The following is a 19,067-nucleotide window of genomic DNA, read 5'->3' as shown; positions in this document are numbered from 1 at the left end:
ATCCGCCGAAGGTCAGCACCGCAGCGACCGTCCGCCCGGGCGTACCGCCGAAGCGGCACAACGGACCGCTGCGGTGAGCGAACGCGTCCGGGACCTGGGCAACGTCCTGGCGAGCACACTCGCGATCGATGTGCACGGCACCGATCTGCAGACCCTCAAACGCGCGCCCCGGCGTGCTCCGCCCACTGTGTCGGCAGCAGATCTGACCGCGCGTCCCGGACCCGTCTGGGACGCGTTCCTGCCCCAGGCGCCCGGCCCGTTCCGCTGGTGGGGCACCGAGCGCCGGTACGCGCGGCGGCTGGCCGCGGCCGAGGACCGGTTCGCGGAGGCGATCGAGCGGCACCGGGCCGCCGAGGAGAACCGCCGCGACCGGGTGACGCGTGCCCAGCGCGAGCAGGTCGAGCAGCAGCGCCGGCTGGACGAGGCGACCGCTGAGCAGCACGCGCGCGTCGATGCGTACCAGCGTGCAGTGGAGAGCCGCGACCGCGCTGCGGTGACCCGGTACTTCACCAAGGCGCTGGAGCGAGTGACCGAACCACTCGACTTCCCCCGCCGGCGACGGGTCGGCTACGTGCCCGAGTCCACGTTGCTGGCGATCGAGTGGGATCTCCCGGACATGAGCGTCGTACCGGCTGAGGCGTCGTACCGGTATGACCGCGTGGCCGACGCGGTGGTCGCCGTACCGCGGCCGGAGAAGGAGGTGCGGCTGCTCTACCAGCAGCTCGTCGCCCAGCTCGCACTGCGCGCACTGCACCTCGTCTTCGGCAACGACCGGTACGGGGTCGTCGACACCGTGGTCTTCAACGGCATGGTCGAGTCGGTGGACCTGCCGACCGGGCAGACCGTCCGGCCGTGCTTGATCACCTTGCGGGCAACGCGTGAGCAGTTCCAGGCACTAGTGCTCGACCAACTCGACCCGGTCGCGTGTGTGCGCCACTACTTCGCTGCTGAGGTGTCACGGCACCCAGAGGAGCTGCAGCCGGTCGAGCCGGTGCTGGACTTCGACCTGGCCGACCCGCGCACGGTCGAGCCGATCGACGTGCTCAGCGAGATCGACAGTCGGCCCAACCTGCTGGATCTGAGCCCGGAGTCCTTCGAGCACCTGGTCCAGAACCTCCTGACCCGCATGGGCCTCGAGACCCGCCTCTTCCGGCTGGGCACCGACGGCGGCATCGACTGCGTCGCCTATGACCCGCGCCCGATCACGGGCGGCAAGTTCGTCGTCCAGGCCAAGCTCTGGACGCGCACTGTGCCGCCCTCCGCCGTCCGCGACCTCTTCGGCACTGTCCTCGACGCCGGTGCTACCAAAGGCATCCTCATCACCACCAGCGGCTTCGGCCCGACCAGCTACCAGTTCGCGACCGGGAAGCCGCTCCAACTCATCGACGGCACCGCTCTGCTGTCGCTGTGCCACCTGCACAACATCCCGGCGCGCATCATCCCCAGGGCTAGCTGATGGGCGACTCGTAGATCTGGATCTCGGTGCCGGTCGCGTCTTCGCCGTCGTCAGGTGCGGTGTAGAGGCGAAGCTTGCCGGCGGTGGTTTCCAGGGCTACCGGGTTGCGGGTGGCGTTGTGGCCGGTCGGGGAGAAGTAGGGGAAGGGGATCTCGTGCAGGATGCGATTGCTGCGCAGGTCGAGGAGTGCGAGGCCGCCCAGGTCGTAGGAGCCCTTGGGACCGGGGAGGCTGGTGACGCCGCCGCAGAGCTGCTTGCCCCGGGAGACGTAGTCGCAGTCCTGGTAGTCGAGCAGGTGGCCCTCGTTGGCGACCCGTTCGAGGCGGTGGCCGGTGGGAGTCCAGTTGTAGAGAGTGCGCGAGCCCCAGCTGACTCCGTGCACCTGTCCGGTCGTGCGGTCGCGGACTACGCCGCCGACGTGGTCGTTGGCGCGGAAGCGCTCGGTGACGCGGTAGGTCTTCGGGTCGACTGTGTACACGATCGCCCGCGAGTTGGGCCGGTACTCCGCGACCGGGATCCACACGTCACGTCCGTCGAAGTCGATGCCGCCGGGGTGGTACGCCGTACCTTCGCCGAGGCGGATGTCCTGCTTCAGGTTGCCCTGTCGGTCAAGGACGAACAGGTGGCCGATGCCCTTACCCGGTGAACGGTCGTAGCCGTCGACAGGCACCGGGTACTTCACCGGCGCCTCCAGGACCTCCACACTCGACAGGAAGATCAGATCGCCGACCAGAGCGAAGCCCTGCGGGTGGTAGGTCGGGAAGCGCAGCGGGATGCGTGCGACCTGGGTCCACGCCGTACTGCGATTGGTCGCGGTGAACGCCCGGGTGACGGCGTCGTCCCGTCCGCTGGCTTCGGCAGTGCTGAGGCCGGTCAGCAGGAGACCGGCGAGCACAGTGGCAATGACGAGTCGGCTACGCATGACACCAGCTGAGCAGACTCCGTTGCCCGCAGGGAAGTGTCAGACTAACTGCCATGGAAACTGGGGTAACGGTTGTCGGATCAGGTCAGGTCAGCACGGCGCCCGACGTACTTCGGGTGTCCTTGAGTGTCGAACACGTCGCACCGGACGTGGCCGCCGCCGTCGCCCAGGTGGCCGAGCGCACGGACGCTGTGATCGCAGCGCTGCGCGGGCAGGGGCTGGACGAGTCCGACATCGGTACGACGACAGTCAACGTCTACCAGGAGTACCGCGAACCGGGGACCGCTGCGGCGTTCCGCGGCTCCCACCAGCTCACCGTGACCACCAGGGACCTCACCGGCTTCGGCACGCTGCTCAACGCGGCCGTGGAAGCAGCCGGCAACAGTCTGGGCCTGCAGTCGCTGCAGTTCGACGTACAGGACAAGTCTGCGCTGCTGACTCGTGCCCGCGAGCTGGCCTTCCGCCAGGCCCAGGAAAAGGGCACCGAGCTCGCTCATCTGGCCGGCTACTCGCTCGGCTCGGTCACTGCGATCAGTGAGACCTACAGCCACGCCCCCATCCGTGAGGTGGCCATGGCGGCCGGTGCGGCCAAGGCCTTCGACGCCGCGTCGATCAACATCACCCCCGGCGACCATTCCGTCGAGGTGTCCCTCGAGGTGCACTTCTCCTGGGCCTGAGACTCAGGTCTCAAAGCAGGCACAAAGGTTGCGCTGTCGGCGCTGTCGTAGAGACTTCTCTCATGTATGCACCGGCGCCACTGAGGCGGCAGTTGAACCGGTCCGGGCTCTTGCTGCTCGGACCGGCGTTCGTGGCGGCGGTCGCCTATGTCGATCCGGGGAACTTCGCGACCAACATCGCGGCCGGGGCGACGTACGGGTATCTGCTGTGCTGGGTGGTCGTCGGGGCGAACCTGATGGCCGTTTTGGTGCAGTATCTGGCGGCAAAAGCGAGTATCGCGACCGGGCGGACGCTGCCGCAGCTGTGCCGCGACCACTTCCGCCGGTCCACGTCGACCGGGCTGTGGGCGCAGGCTGAGCTGGTGGCGATCGCCACCGACCTGGCAGAGGTGGTCGGCGGGGCGATCGCGCTGAACCTGCTGTTCGGGATCCCGTTGCTGCTGGGTGGTGTGATCACCGGTGTGGTCTCGTTCGGCCTACTGATCTACCAGTCCAAGCGCGGGCAGCGGCCGTTCGAGGCTGTGATCATCGGGCTGCTGGCCGTCGTTCTGATCGGTTTCGTGGTCTCCACTGTTCAGTCCCAGCCGTCCGCGTCCGGTGTGATCGGTGGGCTGGTGCCGCGTCTGGACGGCGTGCAGTCGCTGGTGCTGGCGGCCGGCATGCTCGGTGCGACCGTGATGCCGCACGCGATCTGGCTGCACGGCGCACTGGTCACTGACCGGCACTGGAAGACGATTCGCTCCACTGCGGGCAAGAACCGCGTTCTGCGCGCGACCCGCACCGACGTAGCCGTCGCCATGGCGCTGGCCGGTGCGGTCAACCTCGCCATGGTCGTCCTGGCTGCCGCCGCACTCAGTGGGACCGGTGCCGACTCACTGGATGCTGCACACGCAGCCATCGGCGACCGGCTCGGTCACTTCTCCGCACTGCTCTTCGCACTCGCCCTGCTCGCCAGCGGCTTCGCTTCGTCCTCGGTCGGCACGTACGCCGGTTCCGTCATCCTGGACGGGTTCTGGCAGCGCAAGGTCCCGCTGACGGTCCGCCGCCTCATCACGCTCATCCCGGCGCTGGTGATCCTGGCGATCGGCATCGACCCCAGCCGCGCGCTGGTGGTGTCCCAGGTGGTCCTCAGCTTCGGCATCCCGTGTGCACTGTGGCCACTGGTCCGGTTGACCGCGTCCCGGCGCGTCATGGGCCACCTCGTCAACCGCAAAGCGACTACTCTCGCCGCATGCCTGGTAGCAACCGCCGTCACCGCGCTGAACGTCGTACTGATCGTGCTGACGATTCGGGGCTGACATGACGCGCGTTTTCGCGGTCAGCGACATCCATGGGCATCCGGAGAAGCTGAAGGGGTCCTTGCTGGCAGCGGGGCTGGCCGATGCCGAAGGCAACTGGTCGAATACGGACGCGCGGCTGTGGGTGCTGGGTGATTTCTTCGACCGCGGGCCGGACGGCATCGGCGCGCTGCGCTACGTCCGCGGTCTGGTCGAGCAGGCACCGGCCGGTGCGGTCAACGTGCTGCTCGGCAACCACGAGATCCTCGCGCTGGGGATGCGCAAGTTCGGCGACACCTTCGTCCCGCACGAGGGCATCACCAGCCGCAGCTTCGAGCGCTCCTGGGCACTGAACGGTGGCCAGGACCGCGACCAAGAGCTGTTCACCGACGACGACGTCGCCTGGCTGCTCGAGCAGCCGCTACTCGCCCTGGACGCCGATCACCTGCTGATGCACTCCGACACAGCCGAGTACGTCGACTGGGGTGACACGCTCGACCAGATCAACACCCGCGCCCGCGCCGACCTGCACTCCGACGACATCGTGGTCTGGTGGGAGATCTGGCGCCGGCTGACGTCGCGGTACGCGTTCCGGGGTGAGAGCGGTCCCGAGGTGGCTCGGATCATGCTCCAGGCCCTCGGCGGCCGGCGGATCGTGCACGGCCACAGCATCGTCGCTGACATGCTGCACATCTCCCCCGAGTTCCTCACCGGCCCACACCTGTACGCCGACGGTCTGGTGCTCGGTATCGACGGCGGCGCCTTCGACGGTGGTCCCTGTCTGGTCGTGGAGCTCGAGCAGTCCTAGGGGAATGCAGTCGGCCGCCAGGTGGTTGGCAGGGGTTATGGCGGACAAGACGCGGAAGATCCCAGGCCCGGACCACCCGATCACAGTCGCGAAGAACCCGGACCGAGTAGTGGTGAAGCTCGGCGACCAGGTGCTCGCAGACACCCGCGATGCGCTCTCCCTGCAGGAGTCGACGTACCCGGCGGTGCAGTACGTCCCCCGGGACGACGTCGACTTCACCCTGCTCGAGCGCACCGAGCACTCGACGTACTGCCCCTACAAGGGCGACGCGTCGTACTACAGCATCCTGCCCGCGGGCGAGGCCGGTGTGAACGCGGTCTGGACCTACGAGCAGCCGTACGACGCGGTCGCCGACATCCGCGATCACGTGGCGTTCTACGCGGACAAGGTGTCGATCGAGATCATCGCCGACTGACACCGCCCTGCAGGAACGACCGCAGCACGGGTGCGAGGAACTCCGGCGGTACGACGTGGTTCTGGTCGGCGAGTTCGATCAGCGCGGCCGCCCGGAGTTGCTTCACGACGCGATAGCCGGCGTCGATCATGAACGGTGGTGAGGCGGTGCCGGCCAGCACCAGAGTCGGCTGGGTGATGCTCGCCAGCAGTTCGACCGGCAAACGCCCACCGGGAGCGCCGTAGTCCATCACAGCGAAGTCATAGGCGAGCGTGGGCGCCAGCTCGGCGATACCAGGCTCAGCGGCGAGTTCGACGGCCTCTGACATCGGCACACCGGCCATCAGCAGGAACCGCTCGACCGCCTCCTGATTGCGCCCCTCCTTGAGGAGCTCGAGGACCTGTGCGCCGTCCTCACTGGAGTCGACGTCGTCCGGCCCGTACGGCGGCTCGTGCAGCACCACCTTGCTGAACGGCAACCCGCTGCTCGCGGCGACCGCCGCCAGCCCGGCACCGGACGAGTGCCCGTAGATCGCTGCCCGACCGCCGATCGCGGCAAGCAGCGCCGCGATGTCCTCCACCTCACGCTCCACCGCGTACGGCGTCTCGTCGCCGGAGTCACCGCGCCCGCGCCGGTCGTAGGTGATCAGATCGAACTCACCGGCCAACGCAAGCGCCAGCGGCTTGAGCGCATTCCGGTCACACAGTGCCCCCGGTACCAGGATCACCGGTTCGCCTCTGCCCAGTCGCTCGTATGCGATCGCCGTACCGTCCGCAGACGTCACACTCTCCATCGAAGTCCTCCTGCTCGTGGTCACTGCTCCTAGGTCGGAGCCGTCCGGGAGAAATCGACATGCGGTGCGCCCCGAGCGGTGGTTCACTGCGTGGCTGTGATCACTAACGTTGACGAGTACCTGCACGCGGCACCGCTGTCCGGCTCTGAACCTGAGGAGGTCGGGCCGTTCACGCTCTTCCGCAGTACGACGATCTGGCCGTACTACGCGCGTCCTCGCGCCGGTGTGACCGTGGAGCCGGCGGATGTCGAGGCAGTGCGAGCCCGGTGCGCCGAACTGGGTCTGCCGCTGAACTTCGAGTGGGTCGTCGAGGCGTGTCCGTCACTGGGACCCGCAGCCGCTGCGGCCGGGCTGACGGTGATCGAGCATCCGCTGCTGGTCATGGACCGGGCTGACTTCAAACCGGTGACGGTGGATGCGCGGGTCGAGATCCTGCCGGCCGATGCCGCTCTGGTCCGAGAGTCACGGGCTGTTCAGCACCTCGCCTTCAGCGACGCCGGGACCGCGGTCGGCACCGGTGGGCCGACTGAGCGGGACGCTGCAGCGGCTGAGCTCTCTGACGCACTGATTGCGGGAGTGGCGGATCGCATCAGCCGTGGGGTGACGGTGTCGGCCGGAGCATTCACCGACGACGGCATGGTCGCCACCGGTCAGCACCAGCCGGTCGGGACGGCCTCGGAGATCGTGGGCGTCGCCACGCTGCCCTCGATGCGGCGGCGTGGTCTGGCGGCCGCAGTGACCTCAGCACTCACTCAGCACGCCTTCGACAACGGTGTGGAGCTGCTACTGCTCTCGGCCGAGAGCGACGCAGTGGCAGCCGTGTACGAGCGAGTCGGCTTCCGGCGTATCGGGTTCGCCGGGGCCGCAGAGTGACACGCGGTTAGTGATCGAGTCAGAAGCGCCGTACCGTTGGAGGGATGACCACGTCCGAGCGCTCCCGCCCACGCACCCTCGCCGAGGCGCTGCGTAGTTGGGACGACGCTGCCCTCGGGACGTTGCTCCAGCACCGGCCTGACCTGGCCATGCCCATCCCGGCCGACACCAGTCAGCTGGCCGCTCGCGCCACTACGAACGCCTCGGCGGCGCGGGCGATCAACCGGCTCGACGAGTTCGGTGTCGACCTCTTGGAGTCGCTGTCGGCGCTGCCGGAGCCGGTCAGCCTGACCGATCTGGCTGCCGGAGTCGACCAGCCAGTGGAGACCGTGCGGCCGCGGATGGATGAGCTGCTGGACCTGGCGCTGGTCTGGGGCACCGAGGACGACCTGCGGCTGATCCGGGCCGTGCACGAGCTGCTCGGCCCGACTCCTGCGGGTCTGGGCCCGATCACTACGCGGCACTTCGGCGATCTGGACAAGCTGATCGCCGATGCCGGCCCGGACGCCCGTGAGGTGCTCGACAAGCTCACGTGGGGTCCCCCGACCGGATCGGTCGAGAAGGCCGAGCGTCCGGTGACTATCGCGTCCGCACGGACCCCAGTCGAGCGGTTGCTCGCACGCGGCCTCGTCGTACCGCGTGATCCGAACACAGTGGTGCTGCCGCGGCAGATCGGTCTGCACCTGCGCGGCGGGCGCGTGCTGGCCTCGACGCGGCCCACTCCGCCGCCGCTGGACGGCAAGACGGTGACGGCATCGATCGTCGACCGGGCCGCGGCCGGAGCAGCGCTGGACCTGGTGCGTCAGGTCGACCGAGCGCTGGAGCAGCTTGGACTCGAGCCACCGCCGGTGCTGCGTACTGGCGGGATCGGTGTTCGGGAGCTGCGCAGTCTGGCCGGGAAGATCGGTGCGGAGGAGTCCACCACCGGAGCCGTGCTCGAGATCGCGTACGCCGCCGGTCTGGTCGCGGCCGTCGAGATCGGGACCAACGAGCACTGGCTGCCGACGAACGCGTACGACGACTGGCTCGAACTGGACCTGGCGCATCGCTGGGCCCAGCTCGTGACGGCCTGGTTCGGTGGGATGCGGGCGATCGGTCTGATCGGTCGCCGCGACTCGGGCGGTTCAACAGCTGCCGCGCGCGAGCGGCTCATCAACGCGCTGGCACCGGACCTTGAGCGTTTGCTGGCTCCTGAGGTCCGGGTGCTGACTCTCAATGCATTGGGCGAGACTCCGGCAGGTATCGCGCCAGCCACGCACTCGGTGGTGACATGGGTGGCCTGGCATCGCCCGCGCCGGGGCGGGCAGTTCCGCGACGAGCTGGTCGAGTGGGCCATCACCGAAGCCGCACTGCTCGGGCTGACCGGTCTCGGCGCGTTGGCGACCCATGGGCGTCCATTGCTCGAGCAGGAGCCCAGTGTCGATGAGCTGGCCAAGGCCATCAGCCCGCTTGTACCAGAGCCGGTGTCAGAGATCCTTCTGCAGGCCGACCTGACCGCAGTGGCTCCCGGCCCGCTGGTGCGATCCGTTCAGGACGACCTGTCCGCCATGGCCGATGTCGAGTCGCAGGGCGGCGCTGCGGTCTACCGCTTCAGCGAAGGCTCGGTACGGCGTGCGTTCGACCTCGGGCGGACTGCCGACCAACTGCACAAGTGGCTGGCCGATCACTCGCGCACGCCAGTCCCGCAACCACTGACCTACTTGGTCGACGACGTTGCCCGGCGGCACGGCGTACTGCGGCTGGGTACGGCGTCGACGTACCTGCGGTGTGATGACGAGGATGTGCTCACCCAGCTGATCAGTTCGAACCTGCCTGGGGTTCGCTTCCGCCGGTTGGCGCCGACCGTGGTCGTGTCGCCGTCACCGCCGGATGTGGTGCTCAGCCGATTACGTGATGCCGGACTGGCTCCGCTGGCCGAGACGTTCGACGGCGTGGTGCACGTGAGCACGGCCACGACTCGACGCGGTGACCCGCCACGCCGCCGTACCAGCCGAGACTTCGCCGACAGCGCGGTGGACCTCACCGACGACCAGGTGAAGGCGGTGATCGAGAAGGTCCGCGCCGGCGACCGTCTGGCCGCGGACCGCCCGGCCGACGATGTCGCCGCCGAACCCACCGCCCCTGCCGAGACCATCGCCGTCCTGACCAACGCAGCCGAGGCCCACAGCCGCACCTGGATCTCGTACGTCGACCACAACGGCACGGCCTCCGAGCGCATCGTCGAGCCCACCCGGGTCGCCGACGGCTGGCTCACCGCCTACGACCCCAGCACCAACCAGCCCCACACCTATGCCCTGCACCGCATCTCCAGCGCCCGCGCAGTCGAAGGCTGACCAGCGGTTTGGCGGGTGGGGGCACAATGGAGGGTCGGGCCAACGATGGGAGTGACGGGTGACGGACGGGCCGTTGATCGTGCAGTCGGACAAGACTCTGCTGTTGGAGACTGCACATCCGGATTCTGGGGAGTGCCGGAAGGCCATTGCGCCGTTCTCCGAGTTGGAGCGCGCTCCTGAGCACGTGCACACCTACCGGCTGACTCCGCTCGGCCTGTGGAACGCACGGGCCGCCGGACACGACGCCGAGCAGGTGATCGACGTACTGCTGCGCTTCAGCCGCTACCCGGTGCCGCACTCGCTGCTGGTGGACATCGCGGAGACGCTGGATCGCTACGGCCGCTTGCGGCTGGAGAAGCACCCGCAGCACGGTCTGGTGCTGGTCACGACCGACCGCCCGGTGCTGGAGGAGGTGCTGCGCTCGGCGAAGGTGAAGCCGATGCTGGGCGCGCGGATCGACGACGACACCGTGCTGGTGCACCCGTCGGAGCGCGGTCACCTCAAGCAGACGCTGCTGAAGCTCGGCTGGCCCGCTGAGGACCTCGCCGGGTACGTCGACGGTGAGGCGCACCAGATCGAGCTGGTGAAGGACGGTTGGGAGCTACGGCCGTACCAGGAGCAGGCGGTCGAGTCGTTCTGGCACGGTGGCTCGGGCGTCGTCGTACTGCCCTGTGGTGCCGGCAAGACGATCGTCGGCGCTGCGGCCATGGCACAGGCGTCGGCGACCACGCTGATCCTGGTCACCAACACGGTGTCCGCGCGGCAGTGGAAGGACGAGCTGCTCAAGCGCACCAGCCTCACCGAGGACGAGATCGGCGAGTACTCCGGTGCCCGCAAGGAAATCCGGCCGGTGACCATCGCGACGTACCAGGTGATGACCACGCGCCGGAAGGGCGTCTACACGCACCTGGAGGTGTTCGACGCCCGCGACTGGGGCCTCATCGTGTACGACGAGGTGCACCTGCTGCCCGCACCGATCTTCCGGATGACCGCCGACCTGCAGACCCGCCGCCGGATCGGTCTGACCGCCACCCTCGTGCGTGAGGACGGCCGTGAGGGCGATGTGTTCTCACTGATCGGCCCGAAGCGCTACGACGCCCCCTGGAAGGACATCGAGGCCCAGGGCTGGATCGCCCCCGCCGACTGTGTCGAGGTGCGCGTGGACCTGGAGCAGACCGAGCGGTTCGTCTACGCAACCGCCGAGCCCGAGGACCGCTACCGCCTGGCCGCATCAACACCGGCCAAGTCCCGCCTGGTCAAACGCATCGCCGAACACCACGACGGCGAGCCCCTGCTGGTGATCGGCCAGTACATCGACCAACTGGACGAGCTAGGCGAGCGCCTGAACTGCCCGGTCATCAAAGGTGAGACAACGGTCAAAGAGCGCCAGCGCCTGTTCAACGCCTTCCGCACCGGCGAGATCAACCGCCTGGTCGTCAGCAAGGTCGCGAACTTCTCCATCGACCTCCCCGAGGCCTCCGTGGCCATCCAGGTCTCCGGTACCTTCGGCTCCCGCCAGGAAGAGGCCCAGCGCCTCGGCCGCGTCCTCCGCCCCAAGGGCGACGGCCGCACCGCCCGCTTCTACTCCATCGTCGCCCGCGACACCATCGACGCCGAGTTCGCCGCCCACCGCCAACGCTTCCTCGCCGAACAGGGCTACGCCTACACCATCGTCGACGCCGAAAACCTCTTCGCCTAGAACAGCGCAGCGACACGCGGTGACCGCCACTGTCACGCAGAGTCAGGAAGACTCCTCCTGCAGGCTCTTGCCGGAGGAGCTATCCATGGCCGACCGCATCGAACAGCTGTTGCACCGCCGTACCGACCTGAGCACGTTCCTGGTCCACCTGACCAAGGACACGGAAAATCACACCGCCCGGGACAACCTGCTGTCGATCGCCGAGTCCCGGACGATCGAGGCCAGGTCGCCGTTCGGGCTGGCCAAACAGCATGACCAGCTCTTGCATCGCACTCGGGCGACCCAACGTGTTGTGTGCTTCTCCGAGACTCCGCTGGAACACACCTGGATGATGGTTCGCGACATCCACGGACGTCAGGAGTCCTTCACGAAGTACGGCCTCGTCTTCACCAAGGCGATCTGCCGACGCCGGGGATGTAACCCGGTGTGGTACCTGGACATCTCCGTCGGACACGACTGGTTGAGCAACCCGGTCAACCGCCAAGTGGACCGCGCCATCGCGGAGTCGACCGTCGAAGGCACGGTCGACAGCCGACGGCTGGCCCTCCAGGACATCCTGCGGCTGACTCCGTTCATGGAGAAGATGGGCAACCCGAACGGTCAGCGCAAGGAGTTCTCCTGGGAACGGGAATGGCGGCACGTCGGCGACTTCTCCTTCAAGTCCGTGGAGAACGTCGTTGCCTTGCTTGCACCCGAGGACGACCATTCGGCGCTGCGCGACGACTTGAGCTACAGCTGGAAGCGGCGGAGCATCCCGTTGATCGATCCCGACTGGGGTCTGGAGCGGATGATCTCCGTCCTGTCCGGCGTTTCGGCCGTCTAGTCGACGAGGCGGGTGTGGATGCCGTTGAAGTGGGACTTCATGGAGCGGGCGAAGGCGTCGGGGTCGCCGGAGGTTAGTTTGTCGAGGAGGTCTCGGTGCCAGGCGGCGGCGTCGGCGGGGGTGTAGCGGGCGCCGGGGAGGCGGGCGTCTACGTCGGCGAAGGTGCGCCAGAAGACTGAGAGCAGGTCGATGACCAGGGCGTTGCCTAGGGGCTCGTAGAGGGCCTGGTGGAAGGCCCAGTCCTCGTCGGGGAAGTAGCTGCCGGTGGCGGCCTTGGCTTCCATCCGCTGGACCAGCTCTTCCAGGGAGTCTGCGCCGTGGGTGCTGAAGTGGGCGACCACCTCCTCGGCGAGGCCGACCTCCAGTGCCTGGCGGACCTCCAGGACGTTCTGGACGTCGCGGAGGTCGCCGGCCATCGACTGGGACATGCGGAAGGCGAGGCCGTCCTCCAGCGACTGCAGTGACACCTCACCGACGTAGGTGCCGTAGCCGTGGCGAATCTCGATGATGCCGACTGCTTGCAGGGCCTTCATCGCCTCGCGCAGGGGGTGCCGCCCGACACCGAGCTGGGCCATCAGGTCCTGTTCGTTCGGCAGCGGGTCGCCTGCCTTCAGGCCGCGCTCGAGGATGTAGGACTTCATCTGGTCGCGGATGAAGGTCTGATTCCCCGCAGCGCCACGTGGCCTCGTCACTGACAGTCCACCTCCTGTAAAGGTCGTTAGTGTAATCCGGCCTCGTCCAGTAGGGGGCGGAGTGCGGCGATCTCTGTGTCGTCGAGGGGGATGCAGGGGTACGCGGTGATGGGGCAGTCGATGACGCCGAGCAGGTAGAGCGCTGCCTTGAAGGCGCCGAGTGCTGCTGAGCTGGCGCCCATCCGCGACCGGTCTGCCACGTCGACGATGTCGAACAAGCGGATCAGCCGCTCCTGTTCGTGCCACGCATCCGCACTGGACGCACCGAACAAGCGCACGTAGCCGGCCGGGTCCACGTTCCCCAAGCCCGGTACGACGCCGTCCACACCGAACGCCAGTGCGGAGTCGACGGCTACCTCCGACCCGGTCATGATCGCGAACTCTTTGAGCCCGGCTTCTCGCCGTTCCATCACCAGCCGCCGCAGACTGGGCTCTTGCCCGCTGGAGTCCTTCACACCGGCGATGACCCCGGCCTGGGCGAGTGAAATGACCAGTGAGGTCGGCAGCTTCGTACCGACTCGCACCGGGATGTCATAGGCATACAAGGGCGTCTCGCCCGCCAGCTCGGCCAGTCGCGTGAAGTGTCGCTCGATCTCCGCGGGATGCGTTGCGGCGTAGAACGGCGCTGTGGCAACCAGCCCGTCCACTCCGGCCTTCAGAGCCGCCGAGACGTGCGCACCGACCCGAGCGGTCGACGTGTCAATCACACCGGCCAGCACCGGGACCTGGCCACTCACCTCACCCACTACGGTCTCAAGCACGACCTGCCGCTGTTCGTCGGTCAGAAACGTTCCCTCACCACAGGTGCCGAGAACGAACACACCATTGACTCCCCCGGTCAGCTGGTGCTGGATCAACCGCGCCAGCGATCCAGTGTCCACGTCGTACGACGGAGTGAGTGGTGTGACGAGCGGAGGTACGACACCAGTCAGCAAAACGAGCTCCCAATGGTCAAAGGGCGAATGTGGCAAAGCGCAGTGCAGCGAAGGACGAGGTCTCACCGGCCTCGTAGAAGATCCCCACCGACCCGTCGGCCAGCAGCACCAGATCGGAGTACCCGGCCATCCCGGGATGCACGACCAGTAAGGGCTCCCAGGACGCACCGGCGTCGGAGCTCACGAAAACGGTCAGCTCGCGCCGGACCGCCGGATCGGTCGGGGTCGACAGCAACAATCGCCCATCGGGAAGCGCCAGCACGCTCCCCTGGATCCCCGGTGCAGTGACCTCAGGGATCCCCGCGTACGGCGCCTCCAACGTGGCACCGCCGTCCGACGACCACGCGTGGACTCGGGCCGGCCCGGTACCTAGGTGGTTGCGCGCATTGAAGTACAGCCGGCCATCGGGGAGCTCCGCGACCGCATTCTCGTTGACGTTGATCTCCGGCTCGTCATTGCGATCGACGAACCCCACCGACCAGGTGTGTCCGCCGTCATCGCTCACGATGCAATGACCACCGTTGACGCCATCCGGCAAGGCAGAGTGGTTCGCCGGGACCACCAACCGTCCACTGCGCAAGGCGATCGCGTGACACGGTCCGGTCGCGTACCAACCCCAGTCCGCCGGTTTCACCTGCTCAGTGATCTCCACGGGCGCACTCCACGTCGTACCGGCGTCAGCAGACCGCTGCACGAAGACGCGTCGGCCGTCCTCCGGGTCACTCCCCCGCGCCAGTGACGACTCCGCGGCCTCAGCGCCGTTCTGCACCGACACCAACACGACATCCCCGCTGACCGGATCGAAGACCGGTGCCGGGTTACCGCAGGTCTTTCCTGGCGCCGCCAGCACGACCTGCAGCGGCAGCCAGGTCAGACCGCCGTCCAGCGACCGCCGCAGTACCAGCTCGATCTCTCCGGAGTCCCCAGGCCCGTGCCGCCGCCCCTCGCAAAAGGCGAGCACCAGCTCATCACGCGCCACCACGGCCGGGATCCGGAAGGTGTGGAACCCGCTCCCGGCCGGTTCGAAGACGACCCCGAGTCTTGAAGACATAGGACGTACTATGTCATCGTGTGGCCTCCCAACGACAGTGCTTGTCTAAAAAGAGTGAGGCTCGAAGATGCCCGTCAGCAGACGCACGTTCCTCGGCGGCGGACTGGCCGCCGCGGCGGTCGCGATGACCGGCTGCTCGTCCGGCCCGAAGAACACGGCGGCCGCCAACCGCGCTGTGGCCCTGCCGACGTACACGAAGTACGCCGGAGTGACGCCGGACCTGCCCGGCGACGGTGTGGTCCTGGACGCCTTCCTGAAGTACCCCGCGAAGCCGATCCGCGCGATCACCGAGGCTCCCGGGGACGGGCAGCCGATCACGTTCCTGACGAACATCCCGGGCGCGATCCCACCCGCGGCGGACCGGAACCAGTTCTGGCAGGCGCTGAACGACCGGCTCGGCTCCGAGCTGCAGATCAGCATGGCGTCCAACGACGAGTACAAGGACAAGTTCGCCACCCGCATCGCCGGCGGTGACCTGCCGGACATCCTCAACATCCCCGTCGACACCGCACAGATCCCCGGTCTGGTGAAGGCCAAGTGCCTGGACCTCACCGAGCACCTGTCCGGTGACGCGATCAAGAAGTACCCGTTCCTGGCCAACATCCCTGCGGACTTCTGGCAGGGCTGCGTCTTCAACGGCGCCATCTACGGCGTCCCGGTGCCGCGGGGCATGTCCCGGACCTCAGGGGTGCTCTATCGCGAGGACCTGCTCGCCGCCAAGGGCATCAAGGACCCCGCACCGAAGAACTTCGAGGAGTTCTTCGCCCTCGCCAAAGAGCTCACCGCCGCCAAGCAGAACAAGTGGGCGTGGACCCGGGTACCGCTGTCCACCCTCCGCCAGCTGCTCGGCGTACCGAACGTCTGGAAGGAGCAGGGCGGCAAGTTCACCTCCAGCTACGAGCATGAGGCGAGCCAGGAGGCACTGGAGGCGGCACGCAAGATGGTCGCCGCCGGAGTGATCAACCCAGATGCGTTCAACGACAAAGCCAGTGCGCGCAAGCAGTGGTTCAACAGCGGTACTGCGGCCTTCGACTACGACAGCTTCGTCGCCTGGAACCAGTACTACGCCGACAACATCGCAGGTGACTCCTTCGCGGTGAACATGCTCGACCTTCCCGGCAGCACGCCGTGGATGGGTGGTGCGCTGAACAACGTCACCGCCTTCAGCAAAGACAGCAAGCACTCGGCCGAGACCCTGCTCAAGATCGCCAACTGGATGGCTGCACCGTTCGGCACCGAGGAGTACCTGTTCCGCAAGTACGGCGTCGCCGGGCGCCACTACACGTTGCAGGGCACGGATCCGGTGCCGACCAAGGCAGGTACCGTCGAAACCGGTATCGGCCTGCAGTACATCAGCGACTCACCTCTGGCGCTCTACTGGGCCGGCAAGCCGGATGTGCCGCGCAAGCAGCACGCAATCCAGCAGAAGGTCGCCAAACGGCTGGTGCGCGACGCGTCGTACGGGCTGTACTCCGACACCCAGTCGAAGAAGCAGGCGCAGCTCGTGAAGACCATGACTGATCTGGAGAACCAGATCGTCCAGGGCAAGAAGCCTGTCGCCGACTGGACGCGTGGGCTGGCGGACTGGAAGTCGGCGGGTGGCGACAAGATCCGCTCGGAGCTCGAGCAGGCACTGGCCGACACGGCAGGGAAGTAGATGAGCCTCTGGCACCGGCTCGGCCGCGACCGGGTACTACTGCTGTTCGCACTACCCGGCGCGGCTCTCATCATCGCGTTCCACTACGTGCCGCTGCTCGGCAACGTGATCGCCTTCAAGGACTACCAGCCGTTCCTGGGGATCGGTGGCAGTGACTGGGTCGGCTGGTCGAACTTCGCAGTGATCTTCAACGGCGATCCGGCGTTCCTGCGCGCTTTGAAGAACACACTGATCCTGACCGGCCTGCAGTCGGTGTTCGTCTTCCCGGCGCCGATTCTGCTGGCCCTGCTGCTCAACTCGCTGTTCTCCGAGCGCATCAAGCGGATCGCGCAGAGCATCCTCTACCTGCCGCACTTCATGTCGTGGGTGATCGTGGTTGCACTCTTCCAGCAGATGCTCGGTGGGAGCGGCCTGCTGAACAACTACCTGCGTGAACACGACCTGGCCACGCTGAACATCATCGGCAACTCGGAGCTGTTCCATGTCCTGCTGACCTCGCAGATCATCTGGAAGGACACCGGCTGGGCCACCATCTTGATCCTGGCCGCACTGTCCCAGATCGACTCGCAGCTGTACGAGGCGGCCAGTGTGGACGGCGCAAGCCCGACCCGGCAGCTCTGGCACGTCACACTGCCCGGACTGCGCGGGATCATCATCCTGCTGTTCATCCTGCGTCTGGGCGACTCTCTGACCGTCGGCTTCGAGCAGATCATCCTGCAGCAGCAAGCCGTCGGCCGAGACGTCAGCGAGGTGCTGGACACCTACGTCTACAACAACGGTGTGCTCGGTGGCGCGTGGGGCGTCGCAGCCGCAGTCGGTCTGGTGAAGGGCCTCGTCGGCGTCGCTCTGGTGCTGGCTGCGAACAAGATCGCCCACATCTTCGGCGAGCAAGGGGTGTACAGCAGATGATGATCAGGGCGCTCAAAGGCGTTGTCCTGCTGGTGTTCTGCGCCGTGGTGATCATCCCGTTCGTCGCAGTGATCTCCACGAGCATCGCACCGAACAAACAGATCACCGAGTCCGGCGGACTGGTTCTCCTCCCCGAGTCGGTCGACTTCGCGGCGTACCGGTCGTTGTTTGCCGGCGGTGTGGTGACGCAGGCGCTGGGAGTGAGTGTCTTCGTCACCGTGGTCGGCACTTTGCTCAGCCTGACCGTGTCGTGCCTGCTGGCTTACGCACTGGCCAGGCCGAGCTTTGTGGCCGGACGGCCGATTCTGCTGGTGGTGTTGTTCAGCATGCTGTTCTCGCCCGGCATCATCCCCACCTACCTCGTGGTGAAGGGTGCCGGACTGCTGGACAGCATCTGGTCGCTGATCGTGCCGACCATGATCAGTGCGTTCAACGTGATCGTGCTGCGCGCGTTCTTCATGAATCTGCCGGGTGAACTGACCGAGAGCGCCCGGATGGACGGCGCCAGCGAGCTCAAGACCTTCGGGTACGTCGTCCTGCCCCTGTCGAAGGCGGTGTTGTCGGTGGTCGGGCTGTTCTACGCGGTGTCGTACTGGAACGCGTTCTTCTCCGCACTGCTCTACCTGAACGACAGCCGGCTCTGGCCACTGCAACTGGTCTTGCGGACGTACGTCATCAACGACACCCAACTGGGCAGCGCTGAGCTGGGAACCGAACTGCTGCCACCGCAGGCCTCGATCCAGATGGCGATCCTGGTGGTGTCGATCGTCCCGATCCTGCTGATCTACCCGTTCCTGCAGCGGCACTTCGCCAAGGGCGTGCTGACCGGAGCCGTCAAGGGTTGATCTCGGCCGCATGACAGCCGCGTCACGGACGGTTCCTCGGGGGTTGCCCAGGGCAACGTCAGGGTTGCGCCTGGGCAAAACCTGAGGGAACGGCAGGTACCGTCGAAAGGTATGGGGACGCAAGCGCTGGAGGGCGTGGGGGTAGTCGGGGAGCAGGACAAACAGCAGCGTCGGGCGACAGTCTGGCGAGTGATCCGGGAGGCGGTGCTGCTCGCGACCCTGTTCGGGGTCTACAGCGCCGGGCGCCAGATCGCGGCCAAACACACCGGGTCCGCGTTCGACCACGCTCGCGAGGTGCTGTCGTTTCAGAACTGGCTACACCTGCCCAACGAGGCGGCGATCCAGCAGGCGGCCCTCAGCTTCCCGCATCTGGTCCAGTCGGCGAACCTGTACTACGCCTCCGTGCACGCGCCGCTCACCGGCGCCGTACTGCTCTGGCTGAGCATCTGGCGACCGAAGGCGTACTCGAACGTGCGGTGGACCATCGCTGCGCTGACCGGACTCGCACTGATCGGTCACATCGCGTTTCCGCTCGCACCGCCGCGAATGATGCCCGGCTTCGTCGACACCGGTCTTGCCTACGACCAGTCCGTGTACGGCGCGGATCGGTCCGGCAGCGTGGTGAACCAGTTCGCCGCCATGCCGAGCCTGCACGTCGGTTGGGCGGCTCTGATCGCCCTGTCGATGATCCTGATCACCCGGTCCCGCTGGCGCTGGCTCTGGCTCGCCCACCCGATCATCACGTTCGCAGTGGTCGTGATGACCGCCAACCACTACTGGCTGGACGGACTGGTCGCCCTGGTGCTGCTGGCCGCCTGCCTGCCGCTGTTGCTCCGGCGGGGGCGGTTGCAGGCCGACCTGCCGCGGACGCGTAATTCAGTACCGATCCGGAAGGTGCTCAAGTAACGTAGCTGGGCTCCCCC

At 67.1% G+C, this 19,067-nt stretch carries 18 protein-coding genes; 13 read left to right on the top strand and 5 right to left on the bottom strand.

Features of this window, described 5'->3' with window-relative positions; translation table 11 throughout:
• Positions 1-73 precede the first annotated feature (73 nt).
• On the top strand, positions 74-1,456 hold the full coding sequence (locus ACFTSF_RS14990; RefSeq protein WP_380154306.1) for a restriction endonuclease: 1,383 nt from the start codon (positions 74-76) through the stop codon (positions 1,454-1,456).
• Here ACFTSF_RS14990 and ACFTSF_RS14985 read toward each other — a convergent pair.
• On the bottom strand, positions 1,449-2,378 hold the full coding sequence (locus ACFTSF_RS14985; protein ID WP_380154305.1) for a DUF6454 family protein: 930 nt from the start codon (positions 2,376-2,378) through the stop codon (positions 1,449-1,451). The two genes, ACFTSF_RS14990 and ACFTSF_RS14985, sit on opposite strands and share 8 nt — an antisense overlap.
• Before the next feature lie 53 nt (positions 2,379-2,431).
• Here ACFTSF_RS14985 and ACFTSF_RS14980 point away from each other — a divergent pair, with 53 nt between their 5' ends.
• The 4 genes from ACFTSF_RS14980 to ACFTSF_RS14965 all read left to right on the top strand — a co-directional run bounded on the left by ACFTSF_RS14980 (position 2,432) and on the right by ACFTSF_RS14965 (position 5,555).
• Positions 2,432-3,055, top strand: a complete 624-nt coding sequence (locus ACFTSF_RS14980) for an SIMPL domain-containing protein (RefSeq protein WP_344144956.1) — start codon at positions 2,432-2,434, stop codon at positions 3,053-3,055.
• A gap of 62 nt (positions 3,056-3,117) precedes the next feature.
• Positions 3,118-4,353 (top strand): Nramp family divalent metal transporter, encoded by a 1,236-nt coding sequence (locus tag ACFTSF_RS14975; protein ID WP_344144954.1) that lies wholly within the window; start codon positions 3,118-3,120, stop codon positions 4,351-4,353.
• Position 4,354: 1 nt separating this feature from the next.
• Positions 4,355-5,140 (top strand): metallophosphoesterase, encoded by a 786-nt coding sequence (locus ACFTSF_RS14970; RefSeq protein ID WP_380154304.1) that lies wholly within the window; start codon positions 4,355-4,357, stop codon positions 5,138-5,140.
• 37 nt (positions 5,141-5,177) lie between these two features.
• Positions 5,178-5,555, top strand: coding sequence for a DUF427 domain-containing protein (locus ACFTSF_RS14965; protein WP_380154303.1), 378 nt, complete (start codon positions 5,178-5,180; stop codon positions 5,553-5,555).
• Here ACFTSF_RS14965 and ACFTSF_RS14960 read toward each other — a convergent pair.
• Positions 5,542-6,327, bottom strand: coding sequence for an alpha/beta fold hydrolase (locus ACFTSF_RS14960; RefSeq protein ID WP_380154302.1), 786 nt, complete (start codon positions 6,325-6,327; stop codon positions 5,542-5,544). The genes ACFTSF_RS14965 and ACFTSF_RS14960 overlap by 14 nt on opposite strands.
• Positions 6,328-6,417: 90 nt before the next feature.
• Here ACFTSF_RS14960 and ACFTSF_RS14955 point away from each other — a divergent pair, with 90 nt between their 5' ends.
• The 4 genes from ACFTSF_RS14955 to ACFTSF_RS14940 all read left to right on the top strand — a co-directional run bounded on the left by ACFTSF_RS14955 (position 6,418) and on the right by ACFTSF_RS14940 (position 12,055).
• Complete coding sequence (locus ACFTSF_RS14955) at positions 6,418-7,200, top strand: GNAT family N-acetyltransferase (protein WP_380154301.1); 783 nt, start codon at positions 6,418-6,420, stop codon at positions 7,198-7,200.
• 44 nt (positions 7,201-7,244) lie between these two features.
• Entirely contained in the window at positions 7,245-9,533 is a 2,289-nt protein-coding gene (locus tag ACFTSF_RS14950) for a helicase-associated domain-containing protein (RefSeq protein ID WP_380154300.1), read from the top strand.
• 58 nt (positions 9,534-9,591) lie between these two features.
• The gene (locus tag ACFTSF_RS14945; RefSeq protein WP_380154299.1) at positions 9,592-11,232 is read left to right on the top strand and encodes a DNA repair helicase XPB; all 1,641 of its coding nucleotides are present in this window, start codon (positions 9,592-9,594) and stop codon (positions 11,230-11,232) included.
• An 85-nt stretch (positions 11,233-11,317) separates the two neighbouring features.
• On the top strand, positions 11,318-12,055 hold the full coding sequence (locus ACFTSF_RS14940; protein WP_380154298.1) for an abortive infection system antitoxin AbiGi family protein: 738 nt from the start codon (positions 11,318-11,320) through the stop codon (positions 12,053-12,055).
• Here ACFTSF_RS14940 and ACFTSF_RS14935 read toward each other — a convergent pair.
• The 3 genes from ACFTSF_RS14935 to ACFTSF_RS14925 are packed head-to-tail and all read right to left on the bottom strand — an operon-like array spanning position 12,052 to position 14,733.
• Positions 12,052-12,747 carry a FadR/GntR family transcriptional regulator gene (locus tag ACFTSF_RS14935; protein ID WP_380154297.1) on the bottom strand — a complete coding sequence of 232 codons (696 nt, stop codon included), beginning with the start codon at positions 12,745-12,747 and terminating at the stop codon, positions 12,052-12,054. The genes ACFTSF_RS14940 and ACFTSF_RS14935 overlap by 4 nt on opposite strands.
• A gap of 26 nt (positions 12,748-12,773) precedes the next feature.
• On the bottom strand, positions 12,774-13,682 hold the full coding sequence (locus ACFTSF_RS14930; protein WP_380154296.1) for a dihydrodipicolinate synthase family protein: 909 nt from the start codon (positions 13,680-13,682) through the stop codon (positions 12,774-12,776).
• A gap of 16 nt (positions 13,683-13,698) precedes the next feature.
• Entirely contained in the window at positions 13,699-14,733 is a 1,035-nt protein-coding gene (locus ACFTSF_RS14925) for an exo-alpha-sialidase (RefSeq protein WP_380154295.1), read from the bottom strand.
• Positions 14,734-14,800: 67 nt separating this feature from the next.
• Here ACFTSF_RS14925 and ACFTSF_RS14920 point away from each other — a divergent pair, with 67 nt between their 5' ends.
• The 4 genes from ACFTSF_RS14920 (at position 14,801) to ACFTSF_RS14905 (ending at position 19,050) form a co-directional block, all read left to right on the top strand.
• Positions 14,801-16,390, top strand: coding sequence for an extracellular solute-binding protein (locus ACFTSF_RS14920; RefSeq protein ID WP_380154294.1), 1,590 nt, complete (start codon positions 14,801-14,803; stop codon positions 16,388-16,390).
• Complete coding sequence (locus ACFTSF_RS14915) at positions 16,391-17,299, top strand: ABC transporter permease (RefSeq protein ID WP_380154293.1); 909 nt, start codon at positions 16,391-16,393, stop codon at positions 17,297-17,299.
• Complete coding sequence (locus ACFTSF_RS14910; RefSeq protein WP_380154292.1) at positions 17,296-18,144, top strand: carbohydrate ABC transporter permease; 849 nt, start codon at positions 17,296-17,298, stop codon at positions 18,142-18,144. Before ACFTSF_RS14915 ends, ACFTSF_RS14910 begins: the two co-directional genes overlap by 4 nt.
• 111 nt (positions 18,145-18,255) lie before the next feature.
• A complete protein-coding gene (locus ACFTSF_RS14905; protein WP_344144929.1) occupies positions 18,256-19,050 on the top strand; it encodes a phosphatase PAP2 family protein in 795 nt (264 codons plus the stop codon).
• Positions 19,051-19,067: the final 17 nt, after the last annotated feature.

This window comes from Kribbella sp. NPDC056951 (assembly GCF_042674205.1).
Taxonomy (GTDB): Bacteria; Actinomycetota; Actinomycetes; order Propionibacteriales; family Kribbellaceae; genus Kribbella; species Kribbella yunnanensis.
Note: the sequence above shows the minus strand (reverse complement) of the source record. Positions and strands in the feature narration are given on the sequence as shown.

Excerpts from the sequence above, each read along its gene's own strand:
- ACFTSF_RS14910 (WP_380154292.1), top strand. The coding sequence starts at position 17,296 with ATGATGATCAGGGCGCTCAAAGGCGTTGTCCTGCTGGTGTTCTGCGCC.
- ACFTSF_RS14940 (WP_380154298.1), top strand. The coding sequence starts at position 11,318 with ATGGCCGACCGCATCGAACAGCTGTTGCACCGCCGTACCGACCTGAGC.
- ACFTSF_RS14970 (WP_380154304.1), top strand. The coding sequence starts at position 4,355 with ATGACGCGCGTTTTCGCGGTCAGCGACATCCATGGGCATCCGGAGAAG.
- ACFTSF_RS14915 (WP_380154293.1), top strand. The coding sequence starts at position 16,391 with ATGAGCCTCTGGCACCGGCTCGGCCGCGACCGGGTACTACTGCTGTTC.
- ACFTSF_RS14985 (WP_380154305.1), bottom strand. The coding sequence starts at position 2,378 with ATGCGTAGCCGACTCGTCATTGCCACTGTGCTCGCCGGTCTCCTGCTG.
- ACFTSF_RS14975 (WP_344144954.1), top strand. The coding sequence starts at position 3,118 with ATGTATGCACCGGCGCCACTGAGGCGGCAGTTGAACCGGTCCGGGCTC.
- ACFTSF_RS14905 (WP_344144929.1), top strand. The coding sequence starts at position 18,256 with ATGGGGACGCAAGCGCTGGAGGGCGTGGGGGTAGTCGGGGAGCAGGAC.
- ACFTSF_RS14960 (WP_380154302.1), bottom strand. The coding sequence starts at position 6,327 with ATGGAGAGTGTGACGTCTGCGGACGGTACGGCGATCGCATACGAGCGA.
- ACFTSF_RS14920 (WP_380154294.1), top strand. The coding sequence starts at position 14,801 with ATGCCCGTCAGCAGACGCACGTTCCTCGGCGGCGGACTGGCCGCCGCG.
- ACFTSF_RS14980 (WP_344144956.1), top strand. The coding sequence starts at position 2,432 with ATGGAAACTGGGGTAACGGTTGTCGGATCAGGTCAGGTCAGCACGGCG.
- ACFTSF_RS14965 (WP_380154303.1), top strand. The coding sequence starts at position 5,178 with ATGGCGGACAAGACGCGGAAGATCCCAGGCCCGGACCACCCGATCACA.
- ACFTSF_RS14925 (WP_380154295.1), bottom strand. The coding sequence starts at position 14,733 with ATGTCTTCAAGACTCGGGGTCGTCTTCGAACCGGCCGGGAGCGGGTTC.
- ACFTSF_RS14950 (WP_380154300.1), top strand. The coding sequence starts at position 7,245 with ATGACCACGTCCGAGCGCTCCCGCCCACGCACCCTCGCCGAGGCGCTG.